The 11957-nt window shown below is 68.7% G+C and carries 14 protein-coding genes; 8 read left to right on the forward strand and 6 right to left on the reverse strand.

Going from position 1 to position 11957, the window contains the following annotated elements; all coding sequences use genetic code 11:
- Positions 1 to 19: 19 nt before the first annotated feature.
- A complete protein-coding gene (locus AB0I68_RS04455; RefSeq protein ID WP_363175752.1) occupies positions 20 to 544 on the reverse strand; it encodes a DUF4245 domain-containing protein in 525 nt (174 codons plus the stop codon).
- A 212-nt stretch (positions 545 to 756) separates the two neighbouring features.
- On the opposite strand from AB0I68_RS04455, the gene glpX reads away from it, so the two are divergent.
- Entirely contained in the window at positions 757 to 1788 is a 1032-nt protein-coding gene (gene glpX, locus AB0I68_RS04460; RefSeq protein ID WP_363175660.1) for a class II fructose-bisphosphatase, read from the forward strand.
- A gap of 102 nt (positions 1789 to 1890) precedes the next feature.
- On the opposite strand, the gene AB0I68_RS04465 is transcribed toward glpX, so the two are convergent.
- Positions 1891 to 2265 carry a WhiB family transcriptional regulator gene (locus AB0I68_RS04465; protein ID WP_363175753.1) on the reverse strand — a complete coding sequence of 125 codons (375 nt, stop codon included), beginning with the start codon at positions 2263 to 2265 and terminating at the stop codon, positions 1891 to 1893.
- A gap of 270 nt (positions 2266 to 2535) precedes the next feature.
- A complete protein-coding gene (locus AB0I68_RS04470; RefSeq protein ID WP_363175661.1) occupies positions 2536 to 3228 on the reverse strand; it encodes a DUF1707 domain-containing protein in 693 nt (230 codons plus the stop codon).
- A 150-nt stretch (positions 3229 to 3378) separates the two neighbouring features.
- Here AB0I68_RS04470 and AB0I68_RS04475 point away from each other — a divergent pair, with 150 nt between their 5' ends.
- The 5 genes from AB0I68_RS04475 (at position 3379) to AB0I68_RS04495 (ending at position 8353) form a co-directional block, all read left to right on the forward strand.
- Complete coding sequence (locus AB0I68_RS04475; protein ID WP_363175662.1) at positions 3379 to 5049, forward strand: fumarate hydratase; 1671 nt, start codon at positions 3379 to 3381, stop codon at positions 5047 to 5049.
- A 255-nt stretch (positions 5050 to 5304) separates the two neighbouring features.
- On the forward strand, positions 5305 to 5454 hold the full coding sequence (locus AB0I68_RS04480) for a hypothetical protein (RefSeq protein ID WP_363175663.1): 150 nt from the start codon (positions 5305 to 5307) through the stop codon (positions 5452 to 5454).
- Positions 5435 to 5956 (forward strand): DUF6879 family protein, encoded by a 522-nt coding sequence (locus AB0I68_RS04485; RefSeq protein ID WP_363175664.1) that lies wholly within the window; start codon positions 5435 to 5437, stop codon positions 5954 to 5956. Before AB0I68_RS04480 ends, AB0I68_RS04485 begins: the two co-directional genes overlap by 20 nt.
- Positions 5953 to 6783 (forward strand): helix-turn-helix transcriptional regulator, encoded by an 831-nt coding sequence (locus AB0I68_RS04490; protein ID WP_363175665.1) that lies wholly within the window; start codon positions 5953 to 5955, stop codon positions 6781 to 6783. The genes AB0I68_RS04485 and AB0I68_RS04490 overlap by 4 nt, the downstream gene beginning before the upstream one ends.
- A gap of 973 nt (positions 6784 to 7756) precedes the next feature.
- Positions 7757 to 8353 carry a hypothetical protein gene (locus AB0I68_RS04495; RefSeq protein WP_363175666.1) on the forward strand — a complete coding sequence of 199 codons (597 nt, stop codon included), beginning with the start codon at positions 7757 to 7759 and terminating at the stop codon, positions 8351 to 8353.
- On the opposite strand, the gene AB0I68_RS04500 is transcribed toward AB0I68_RS04495, so the two are convergent.
- Positions 8322 to 8744 carry a hypothetical protein gene (locus AB0I68_RS04500; RefSeq protein WP_363175667.1) on the reverse strand — a complete coding sequence of 141 codons (423 nt, stop codon included), beginning with the start codon at positions 8742 to 8744 and terminating at the stop codon, positions 8322 to 8324. The two genes, AB0I68_RS04495 and AB0I68_RS04500, sit on opposite strands and share 32 nt — an antisense overlap.
- 135 nt (positions 8745 to 8879) lie before the next feature.
- Positions 8880 to 10094 carry a transposase gene (locus AB0I68_RS04505; RefSeq protein ID WP_363175668.1) on the reverse strand — a complete coding sequence of 405 codons (1215 nt, stop codon included), beginning with the start codon at positions 10092 to 10094 and terminating at the stop codon, positions 8880 to 8882.
- Positions 10095 to 10145: 51 nt separating this feature from the next.
- Here AB0I68_RS04505 and tnpA point away from each other — a divergent pair, with 51 nt between their 5' ends.
- Both tnpA and AB0I68_RS04515 read left to right on the forward strand, forming a co-directional pair.
- A complete protein-coding gene (gene tnpA / locus AB0I68_RS04510) occupies positions 10146 to 10574 on the forward strand; it encodes an IS200/IS605 family transposase (protein WP_363175669.1) in 429 nt (142 codons plus the stop codon).
- A 104-nt stretch (positions 10575 to 10678) separates the two neighbouring features.
- Positions 10679 to 11452 carry a glycerophosphodiester phosphodiesterase family protein gene (locus tag AB0I68_RS04515; RefSeq protein WP_363175670.1) on the forward strand — a complete coding sequence of 258 codons (774 nt, stop codon included), beginning with the start codon at positions 10679 to 10681 and terminating at the stop codon, positions 11450 to 11452.
- A gap of 44 nt (positions 11453 to 11496) precedes the next feature.
- Here AB0I68_RS04515 and AB0I68_RS04520 read toward each other — a convergent pair whose 3' ends face one another.
- Positions 11497 to 11937 carry a hypothetical protein gene (locus AB0I68_RS04520; RefSeq protein ID WP_363175671.1) on the reverse strand — a complete coding sequence of 147 codons (441 nt, stop codon included), beginning with the start codon at positions 11935 to 11937 and terminating at the stop codon, positions 11497 to 11499.
- Between the last annotated feature and the right edge of the window lie 20 nt (positions 11938 to 11957).

An 11957-nucleotide genomic window follows, 5' to 3' on the forward strand; every position in this document is an offset into this window, starting at 1 on the left:
GCCGTGCCGTGCCCTGCGGCTACTGGGCGGCGCCCTGCTTGAACTCCAGCGCCGCCGCCATCCTGCCGAGGTCCTCGAAGGGGGCCGTGCCGGTCACCACCGTGACGTGGCCCTGCTCCTGCCGCACGAGGGCGTCGTACTTCTCGCCCTCCCAGCGCTCCCAGGTCAGGTCGCCGACCTGCTGCGTCTGCCCGGTGGCCTTCGCCCGCTGGGTGACGCCGGCCACGTGCTTGGCCGAGGCGTCGCTGGACTGCTCGATCGCGACGTACTGCCCCTGCGGATCCAGGAAGCCCAGATGCCAGGCGTTCGCGGCCCTGCGGTCGAACGCCACCGACGTCGCCCGCCACTCCGCGGGGAGCCCCACGGGCGCCGCCACCGGGTACGGCGCCGCGCGCCGCGCGGTGATCGTCTCCACCCGGTAGTCGACCACGTGTGTCGGGTCGGCCTTCTCGTCATGTGGGACGAAGATGTAGATCCCCGCGACGACCACACCGATCACCGCCAGCGACCGGACCATGTCCCAGACCGTCTGCTTGCCCTTCATACCTGCCACGCCACCATCGTCCCCCATGGCCGGGAGCGATCTCCGCCGGGGTGGTCGCCGCGCCCGCCCCGGTGCGCAAGATGTCCGCTCAGGCCAATCGCGCGACCGATATACCGCTCATACGTGACCCGGTCTGCTCATTTTGTCGATGTACCGATAGAGTTCCAGCACCCTCACTTCCCGGCCGTCGCCGTACAGAAAGGTGCGCTCCGATGACCGAGCACAACCTGCCGCCCCAGCTCGAGGTCTCTCCGGAGGCCCCCGACCGCAACCTCGCCCTGGAACTCGTCCGGGTGACCGAGGCCGCCGCCATGGCCGCGGGCCGGTGGGTCGGGCGCGGCGACAAGCTCGGCGCCGACGGCGCCGCGGTCAACGCGATGCGGACCCTGATCTCCACCGTCTCGATGAACGGCGTCGTCGTCATCGGCGAGGGCGAGAAGGACGAAGCCCCGATGCTGTTCAACGGCGAGCGGGTCGGCGACGGCACCGGCGCCGAGGTCGACATCGCCGTCGACCCGATCGACGGCACCACCCTGAACGCCAAGGGCATGCCGAACGCCATCGCCGTGCTCGCCGCCGCCGACCGCGGCACCATGTTCGACCCGTCCGCGGTCTTCTACATGGAGAAGCTGGTCACCGGCCCCGAAGCCGCCGACTTCGTCGACATCAACGCACCCGTCTCGGTGAACATCCGCCGCGTCGCCAAGGCCAAGAACATGGCCGTCGAAGACGTCACCGTGATCATCCTGGACCGTCCCCGCCACGAGGGCATCGTCAAGGAGATCCGCGAGACCGGCGCCCGGATCAAGTTCATCTCGGACGGCGACGTCGCCGGATCGGTCATGGCCGTGCGCGAGGGCACCGGCGTGGACCTGCTCCTGGGCATCGGCGGCACCCCCGAGGGCATCATCTCGGCCTGCGCCATCAAGTGCCTCGGCGGCACGATCCAGGGCAAGCTGTGGCCGAAGGACGACGCCGAGCGCCAGAAGGCCATCGACGCGGGTCACGACCTGGACCGGGTCCTGCACACCGACGACCTGGTCTCCGGCGAGAACGTCTTCTTCGTCGCCACCGGCATCACGGACGGCGAGCTGCTGCGCGGCGTCCACTACCGCTCGGAGACCGCGACCACGTCCTCGCTGGTCATGCGCTCGAAGTCGGGCACGATCCGGCAGATCGACTCGACCCACCGCCTGTCGAAGCTGCGCGCCTACAGCGCGATCGACTTCGACCGCGCGAAGTAGGAGCGGACCGGCCGGAACGGGCCGGCCCGTACGCAGGCACGGCGAGAGGGGCGGTACCGCGTGCGGCGGTAGCGCCCCTCTCGCCGTGCCTGCGTACGGGCCTCAGCCCGCGGCGGCTATCGGCCCGCCTCCCGGGGCCTGGCGCAGTTCCGCCGCCCGGCGCCGGCGGCGGCCCAGCACCACCCGGCGCTCGGCGGCGGTGAGCCCGCCCCAGACCCCGTACGGCTCGGGCTGGAGCAGTGCGTGCTCGCGGCAGGCGACCATCACGGGGCAGCGCGCGCAGACGCGCTTGGCGGCCTCCTCGCGGGAGAGCCTGGCCGCCGTCGGCTCCTTGGAGGGAGCGAAGAACAGCCCCGCCTCGTCACGGCGGCACACCGCCTCCGCATGCCATGGGCCGTCCTCTTCCCTCGCCGGCACCCGCGGCTTCGGTACGGCGGCCGGACGCGCCTGAAGGCTTTGTACGGCGACTACCTGCAGGGACTGATGCGGCGGATGCTGCACGGTCTACTCCTGACGACGTATACGCAAGCGAGAGACGATGCACCTGTCCCTACCCGCTGTACGCGCCCCTATGCACTGCGTGCAGCAAGCGCGCCGTCCCGGGAAAGTTCGACCGAAACGCGACGCCGCCATGCGCCCTCGCGCGTCCGGCGGCGTCCGGTCGAAACGGCGGCCGGCCCGGCACCGCGGGCCCGGCCGTCGAGATCCGGCCGACAAGATCCGGCCGACAAGATCGAAAGAGGCGGCCTATCCCTCCGAGCGCTTGCGCAGCTTGAGGGCCAGGTCGACCAGGCGGGCGCCGGGCTTGGGCCGGGCCTCGATGTTGCCCAGCAGCGAGAAGCCCCGGACGATCACCACCGGCGCGTTCGGGTCGGTGGTCTCGGCGCGGCCCTCGCCGTGCACCTCGAAGTTGCCGAGGACCCCGCCGCCGTAGCCGCGGAGCGTCACGTTCTCCGGGACCGTGATCTCGACGTTCCCCAGCACGCTCGTCACGTTGATCTCGGTGACCTGCTGCTCGAAGACGGCCTCGGTGAGGTCGATGGCGACGTCGCCCAGGACGGAGACCACGCGGGTGTGCGCGCCCGGCCGCCAGCGGCCCTTTCGGGCGGCGCTGCTGCACACGGCGACCACCGTCTCCGAGACCGCGGCCTGGCCGGCCTGCGCCGGAACCGCCGGAGCCTGCGCGTACGCGGGCGTCGCAGGCGTGCCGCCGGGCGCGGGCAGGTCCCGTACGAGCATCTCGAGCTCCCCGACCGTCTTCACGGCGTACAGCGAGTCCAGGCGCTCGGAGTGCTCCTCGGCGGTCAGCCGGCCCTCGGCGATGGCGTCGGCCAGGATGTGCGCGATCCGGTCGCGGTCGGCGTCGGAGGCCCGCAGTTCGGCGGGGACGGCTGCGGGGGTCGCTCCGGGGGCGGCAACGGGCTTCTTTTCCAGGTCCACGTCAATCAGCATAGCGATACGCGATAGATCGCGATAGTCGCCAGTGAGCCTTACCTCACAGACACAGCCCGGGACGGAGGTCCTACGCTGGATAGCCGCGCTGCCAATTGGTCGCCAGCGCCGTCTGCCGAGTGAGGAATGACTGCCGTCATGCCAGAGTTTGCGTACACCGACCTGCTCCCCCTGGGCGAGGACACCACCCCGTACCGGCTGGTGACCTCGGAGGGCGTCTCGACCTTCGAGGCCGACGGCCGTACGTTCCTCAAGGTCGAGCCCGAGGCGCTGCGCAAGCTCGCCGAAGAGGCCATCCACGACATCCAGCACTTCCTGCGCCCCGCGCACCTCGCGCAGCTGCGCCGCATCATCGACGACCCCGAGGCGAGCGCGAACGACAAGTTCGTGGCGCTGGACCTCCTCAAGAACGCGAACATCGCGGCGGCCGGCGTCCTGCCGATGTGCCAGGACACGGGCACGGCGATCGTGATGGGCAAGCGCGGCCAGAACGTCCTCACCGAGGGCGGTGACGAGGCGGCCCTCTCCCGCGGTATCTACGACGCGTACACGCGGCTGAACCTGCGCTACTCGCAGATGGCCCCCCTCACCATGTGGGAGGAGAAGAACACCGGCTCGAACCTGCCGGCCCAGATCGAGCTGTACGCGACCGACGGCGGCGCGTACAAGTTCCTCTTCATGGCCAAGGGCGGCGGCTCGGCCAACAAGTCGTTCCTCTACCAGGAGACCAAGGCGGTCCTCAACGAGGCCTCCATGATGAAGTTCCTGGAGGAGAAGATCCGTTCGCTCGGTACGGCGGCCTGCCCGCCCTACCACCTGGCGATCGTCGTCGGCGGCACCTCCGCCGAGCACGCGCTGAAGACCGCGAAGTACGCCTCCGCCCACTACCTGGACGAGCTGCCGCGCGAGGGCTCCCCGCTGGGCCACGGGTTCCGCGACGAGGCGCTGGAGCAGCAGGTCTTCGAGCTGACCCAGAAGATCGGCATCGGCGCGCAGTTCGGCGGCAAGTACTTCTGCCACGACGTCCGCGTCGTCCGCCTCCCCCGGCACGGCGCGTCCCTCCCGGTCGCGATCGCCGTGTCCTGCTCGGCGGACCGCCAGGCGACCGCGAAGATCACCGCCGAGGGCGTCTTCCTGGAGCAGCTGGAGACGGACCCGGCGCGGTTCCTGCCGGAGACCACGGACGAGCACCTGTCCGAGTCCTCGGACGTCGTCTCCGTCGACCTGAACCAGCCGATGGACGAGATCCTCGCGACCCTGACCAAGCACCCGGTCAAGACCCGCCTGTCCCTGACCGGCCCGCTGGTCGTGGCGCGCGACATCGCGCACGCCAAGATCAAGGAGCTGCTGGACTCGGGCGCGGAGATGCCGCAGTACCTGAAGGACCACCCGGTCTACTACGCCGGCCCGGCGAAGACCCCCGAGGGCTACGCCTCGGGCTCCTTCGGCCCGACCACGGCCGGCCGCATGGACTCGTACGTCGAGCAGTTCCAGGCGGCGGGCGGCTCCAAGGTCATGCTGGCCAAGGGCAACCGCTCGCAGCAGGTGACGGACGCGTGCGGCGCGCACGGCGGCTTCTACCTCGGCTCGATCGGCGGCCCGGCGGCGCGCCTGGCCCAGGACTGCATCAAGAAGGTCGAGGTCCTGGAGTACGAGGAGCTCGGCATGGAGGCGGTCTGGAAGATCGAGGTCGAGGACTTCCCGGCCTTCATCGTGGTCGACGACAAGGGCAACGACTTCTTCACCTCGCGTGAACCCGAGCAGCCGACGTTCACCAGCATCCCGGTCCGGGGGCCTGGCCTCGGCTGACCTCCAACAGCACAGCAGAGCCCCTGGCACACGCCGGGGGCTCTGCGCTTGCCCGGAGGCAGGGGTTCGGCAACCGGCGAGATCCGGCCGACCGCACCGGTTTCCTGTTCTCTCAACTGTGATCCCTTGACCCTGTGGTCACGGGATCGGGAGCATCGAACGGGACACAATCGAAGACCTCACAGCGGGGACGGCATGGCAGTAACACGGCTGGTCGGGGGGTGCGAGAAGGGAACGTGTGCCACGTTGTACCGCGTGGAGGAAACCGGGGACCTCCTGGTGCAGGGCTACGACGTGGAGGACGCGGGGGCCGTGGTCGGCATCGAGATCCCTGCCGGTGAGTCCGTGGTCCGCATCCCCGCTGAGATCATCGAGAGGTACGCGCGTGAGCATCTCGCCCGCTGATTTCGAGAAATTGTTCTCCGACTTCCGCCGGGAAGCTTTCCGGTTGGAAACTCTGGACGACTACAGTGGATCATCTGACGCGGATATGATCCGCGCTTTCCTGGCCGGTGAGTCTCAGCCGGACAACTACAACCAGGAATGGGCCGACGAGGTACGCGGCAACGTTGAGACTGGAAAGCGCATGTACCGCGTCCACATCCTCTCGCACCCCATGACTGACTATCTCCGATTTGAACTCGGGTGGGGCTACCGCAAGAACGCGAAGGCTGGAGAAGAGTTCTTCATCCTGGACGTCACAGCCCAGCCGAACCCGCTCGAAGGGGTTCCAGACTTCTGGATGTTCGATGAATCTTCCGTGGTCTCGATGAACTACGGAGAGGGTGGGAAGTTCCTGGGGGCTGAATCCCACTCCGATACTGCGGAATGGATGGCCCGCCGCGACCTAGCACTGAGTCACGCCGTGCCGTTCGCTGAGTGGTGGGAGCGGTACGGAAGCGAGTGAACAGTACGGATCTCGGCAGAGCACTGCGGGAACTGCGAAAGGCCGGCGGGAAAGAGGCCAAGGCGGTTGCCCGCAGTGCTGCCATGTCTCCAAGCAAGCTAAGCAAGATTGAGAACGGTCACCTCGCGCCTAGCGTTATCGACGTAGAGCGCATCCTCTCAGCCTTGGGCGTACCGGCAGAGGTGAAAGCCCAGCTGACCGAAGCTGCCCGCGTGGTGGCCACGGAGGCTACGGCGTGGCGCATCTACCGCCGCACCGGCCTGCACAAGCATCAGGAAGAGATCCGGGCCATAGAGGCTCAGACAAGCCTATTGAGAGTCTTCCAGTCCTCCTGCATTCCAGGGCTTCTCCAATCGCCAGAGTACGTCCGTGCGGTTCAGCAGAATTCAGAACTGACCGATGATGCGCTAGAGAAGATGATCGGCGCTCGGATGCGCCGACAGAAAGTCCTGTACGACAGGCAACGCCGCTTTCGCTTCCTGATCACTGAGTCGGTGCTTAGGTGGGCACTGATCCGGCCGCCAATGATGGCAGCGCAGCTAGACAAGCTCGTCACCATGTCGAGAATGTCGAATATCGTCATTGGCGTAGTGCCTCAGTCGGGACCCAAGAATGACCTCCCTACAACCTCGTTCGTCATGTTTGATGCTCGACTAGTAATTGTCGAGATCCCGCACGCTGAGATCACCACCAGCGAGCCGAGGGACGTAGAGCAGTACGTGAGGAAGTTCGACGGGTTCGAGCATCTAGCCCTAACGGGTGACGTCATGCGTTCCATGGTCGAGAGCATCCGAGATGAGTTCTTGCGCGAACAGGAAACCGGCTAGAACCTCGCCCCGTGCCCGGACATCATTGGTTGTCGATTCCCGGAGACAGCGGCGAAGGGTGCGCAATGGCAACCAAGACGGACGAGTGGGAGTACGTGACCTACGCGCCCCCTGGACAAAAGTATTCGGCCTGCCAGCGGTCCGTTAAGCCTCTCGACCCCGTCCGCCGGGGAACCATCGAGCGGGCTTCGGGCCCGCCCGTGGTGATCTACCGGCACGCGGCGGACTGCCCCGGTCAGAGAGTGGCCGCGTGATGGAGATGCAAGCCTGGAGAAACGCGTGGGACCGGGCCGAGAACGCCTCAGAGTCCATACGTGCAGCCCTTGCCGCCCTCGGTCTTCCCGAGTCCGCGTGGTGCGGCGTGAGGCCGTCCGTGACTAGCACCGGCCGCGCGTACGTGGACCTCGGGAAGCTCCCGACCGAAGCGGTTGAGCAGATCGCCGCAGCCCTTCGGTTGCCCTCGGCGCACTGAGGCGCCGACAGAACCCTGTCTCCGTCCCCACCTCCCGGCGTGAGACAGGTAAGCCCCCGACCGGACAAGGCTTGAACAGGGACAGGATGTGTCCCGTCTGAGTTGACGTGCTCAGGTTCTCCCCCCGGTCCGCCCCTTGGCTGGGGTGCCGCCCTGGGCGGTGAGGGCATCGCGCAGTTCCAAGAGCAGGGGTGGAAGCTTGAGCCGGGTGGGAAGCGCGTCCGGTTCGAGGCTACGTATGCCAACCGTGACCAGCTCTGGACGGGGAACCTGACTGTCGAAGGGCTAACCCCGGACCAGGCGGCGGAACGCCCTACGCTCTACAACGCCTCACCGCGGCCCGTGGGCTGAAATGCATGCCGGGGTCTGCGGTGGTGCGAGCTTCCCCCGATCGGGGGAGAGGCCCTCGCGTATGTCCGCCTATCGGCAGATGGCAGGCCAATGCGCTCCCGGCAAGGCTGTTCCCGTACCCGAACGGCCTACCACGAACGGGAGTTCACGATGAAGAACCGCACGCGCGCCCTCGCTCTCGGCGGATCCGCCGCCCTGCTCGCGGCCCTGGTCGGCGCCACCCCGGCCCCGGCCGCGCCGGCCGCGCCGAAGCTCGCCTCCGCGCACGGCGGAGGCACGATCTTCTTCCCCTACTCCCCCGACGACGACATCCGCTTCACGGTCGACGCCGAGTCGGACCCGTTCACCAGGCCCCTCCCGGCCCCGGGCCTCGAGAAGGGCATGCCGACGGACGCGCGCGGCCGGGTGACCATCTCCCACCACTACGCGGAGGGCGGCTTCACCGGCGTCGCCGAGGCCGAGGTCGACTGCCTGGTCACCGGCGGCAGGACGGCCACTCTCACGGCCGTGGTCAAGACCTCGAACGTCGGCTGGGAGGGCAGGCGGATCGGCATCAGCGTCCAGGACGGCCAGCGCGGGGAGCCGGACCGCCTCGGCTTCTCCTGGGCCGTCGCCAACGCCGACGTGAAGCCGGACGGCACGGTGGCCCAGGGAACGGTGGGAACCTGCATGGCCCCGGCCCCCTTCACGGAGGTCACCAAGGGCGCCTTCAAGGTCACCCCGGCCCCTCTGGCCCCGAGGCCGTAGCCCGCGCGGTGAACCCGGCCTCTCGCAGCAGATCCGTCAGGTACCGGGCCTCCACGGGGGTGGCCCGGTACCCGTCGCGCACAGCGGCCAGGACCTCCGCGATCGTCATCCCGAGCGCATCGCGGAAGACCTTCAGGGCCGCGCCGCCGGAGCCGTCTGCGCGGAGCAGGACCGTGCCCTCGTGGGCGACGACGGCCGCGCGGACCTCGGCGGGCGCCGGTCCCCACCCCCAGTCGAGGTTGCACGCGTCGCGCGGTCCCCCGAACGCGCACCGGTCGCACCCCCACTCCGCTTCCCAGCGCAGCCGCCCGTCGGCGATCCGCTGCCAGGCGTGGAAGACGCAGTGCGGGCAGGGCTCGCAGCACAAGGTCACCATCGTCGGCTCCGGCATGGCGTCACCCTGCCCTGCCCAGGAGGGCGCCCGCATCCGGTTAACGTCGGGGACACGACCCCGCACCTGACCGTTCACGCCGGTTTGCAAGGATTTCCGTGTGACTCCTCCCTCTCCTAAGGAGGGGGCTTCTCACTATGCCGGTTGGGCTTCGCGACGGACCAGCCCGGCCCGTAGAACGTTGAGTGCGCCCACCGTGTCCGCGTGCGCCTGGTGGTCGCACGAGACGCAGTGGAACTTCTCCTGGGTGGGCCGGTTCTCCTTGGCGGTGTGCCCGCATTCGGGGCACCGCCTGGAGGTGTTGCGGGGGTCCACGGCGATCACTTCCCGTCCGGCGCTTTCAGCCTTGGCGTGCAGGATCGTCAGGAACACCCCCCATCCGGCATCGGCTATCGAGCGGTTGAGCCCGGTCTTGGCGGCGGCCCCGTTGGGCAGGAAGCTGCCCGGCGTCTCGGGGTCGGGCTTCGGCGCGGCGGTGCGTACCATGTTGCGGATCTCGAGGTCTTCGTGCGCGATGAAGTCGTGCTCACGGACCAGTGTCAACGCGGTCTTGTGTGCGTGGTCGAGTCGCCGGCGTCGTACCTTGCCATACAGCTTGGCGACCTTTTCCACGGCCCGGCGGTGGTTCGCCGTGCGCTTGTCCCGACGGACGCGGGGGAAGCGGCTCAGGGACTGCTGTGCGGCTTCGAGCTTCTCGGCAGCACGGCGGCCGTGGCGCGGGTTGGACACGAACGCGCCGTTGGAGTCGGCGAGGAACTGGGCTATGCCCATGTCGATGCCGACCACACTGCCGGTGGCGGGAAGTGGTTCGGGCGTCTCCTGCTCGGCGGTCAGCACGACGAACCACTTCCGGCCCTCGCGCTTCACGGACACGGTCTTGACCTTGCCAGCCACCGGCCGGTGCTGGTGGACCTTGACGTGCCCGACGCCCTGGAGGCGGACGCGGGTGACGGGGTCGTGAGGCGTGGCGTCCCAGCGGCAGCCGTCACCGTCCTTGGGGAAGTCGACGGTGTCGAACCAGTTGACCCCACGGAAGCGGGGGTAGCCGGGGGTGTCGCCGGACTTGATCCGGCGGAAGAACGCGGCGAACGCCTTGTCGAGACGGCGAAGCGTGGCCTGCTGCGAGGAGAACGACCAGCGGCCGTGACGCTCCGGGTCGAACGCCCGGATCTCCTTGAGCTGCGCCGACTGCTGCCCGTACCGGATGCTCGTCTTCGACACGTGCCGGTAGGCGTCACGGCGTTCCTGCAACGCCCCGTTGTAGAGCGAGCAGTGATCACGCAGCATCTCGCCCAGCGCGATCGTCTGGCCCACGGTGGGCCGCATGAGGAACTTGTACGCACGGATCATCCGGCCCACCCCCTTTCGGTCTGGTTTCGTTGAGAATACTACGCTTGGTCTATGTCACCACGTTGGGAACCAAATCCGGATCTACGCCGGGGTCGTCATGTCGTATTCAACCTTCATGCGCATCTGGTCTTCGTCACGAAGTACCGGCGCGGTGTCTTCACCGGCGAGATGCTGACCCGCTGCGAAGAGGTGATGCGGGAGGTCTGCACGAGCTTCGAGGCTGAGCTGCGCGAGTTCAACGGCGAGGAGGATCACGTGCATCTCCTCGTCCACTACCCGCCCAAGGTTGCACTCTCGAAGCTGGTCAACAGCTTGAAGGGCGTCAGCTCCCGCTATCTGCGCCAGGAGTACACGGGCACGATGAACCGGGCGATCATGCACGGCCACCTCTGGGCACCCTCGTACTTCGCCGGGTCCTGCGGCGGCGCACCCATCCAGATCGTCAAGGACTACATCGAGAACCAGAAGCGGCCCGACTGACCGTCACCGACGCAGGCGCAGAGCACTCCGGCGCTCCGCGCCTCCGCCCTCGGGATCGCATTCCCTCCGGCCTGAAGGCCGGGATTCCCTGCGAAGATCAAAGGATGGCAGCGACTACCTCATCCCTCCGCACCGCCCGCGCCGTCCGGGTGGTCGCCCACCGCGGGGCCTCCCACGAGCACCCCGAGCACACCCTCGCCGCCTACCGGCAGGCCATCGCCGACGGGGCCGACGCGCTGGAGTGCGACGTGCGGCTCACCGCCGACCACAAGCTGGTCTGTGTGCACGACCGGCGCGTGGAGCGGACCTCCGACGGGCGGGGGGTGGTCTCCGAGATGACGTACGCGGAGCTCGCCGCGCTCGACTTCGGCCGGTGGAAGGGCGAGGAGCACCGCGGGGCGCGGGTGCTGCTCTTCGAGGACCTGCTGCGGGAGGCGCTGGCCGCGCCCCGGCCGGTCGGGCTCGCCGTGGAGACCAAGCACCCCTCCCGCGCCGGCGGCCGGCTGGAGGCCGAACTCGTCAGGATGCTCAAGGAGTACGGGCTGGCGGACGGCTCCACCGGCCGCGTCGAGGTGATGAGCTTCTCCCGGAACGCGCTGACCCGCACGCACCGGCTCGCGCCCGGCCTGCCCACCGTCTTCCTGATCGAGCGCAAGGTCAGGCCGGTCCGGCCGCCGTACGCGACCCACGCGGGGCCGGGCATCGATCTCGTACGCCGGGACCCGGGGCTGGTGGGGCGGCTGAAGGCCAAGGGGCTGTCCGTACGGGTGTGGACGGTGGACGAGCCCGAGGACGTGGAGCTGTGCCTGCGCCTCGGCGTGGACACGATCATCACCAACCGGCCGCGGGAGGTGCGCAAGCAGCTCGAGTCCCGCTGAGGGGCGTCCCGGCGCCTACGCTCCGGGCCTGCGATGCTCCCGGCCTACGCTCCCGGCCGTCGGCGGACGCGTACGGCCACCACTGCGCATGCGGCGACGCCGGCCAGCGACCCCACGAGCAGAGGATTGACCCAGCCCGGGACGACCTGCACGCGGATGCCGTCGGGGAAGGTGCACACCGTCGACACCGGGAAGTGCCGCCGTTCGATGGCGATGTCGGCGTCCGGGGTCCGGTAGCTCTGCGGGCCGTACTGCGCGGTGAGTTCTTCGATGCAGGGCCGGGTGGGGCGAGGGTCGAACCCGCTGAAGCTGCCCAGGGCGAAGGAGATGACGGCGACGCACAGGCACGCCCACGCGCCTTCGCTCCACTGGCCGAAGGCCGACCGGCTCATGCCCGGTCGTCGGGTGGCCCCCAGGTGAACCGCTTTGACGAGAAGGAACGCACCGGCGGGCAGGGCGAGCAGTACGGCTATGAGGGTGATCACCGGGAAAGCCTGCCACACGG

Source organism: Streptomyces sp. NPDC050448, assembly GCF_040655295.1.
Taxonomy (GTDB): Bacteria; Actinomycetota; Actinomycetes; order Streptomycetales; family Streptomycetaceae; genus Streptomyces.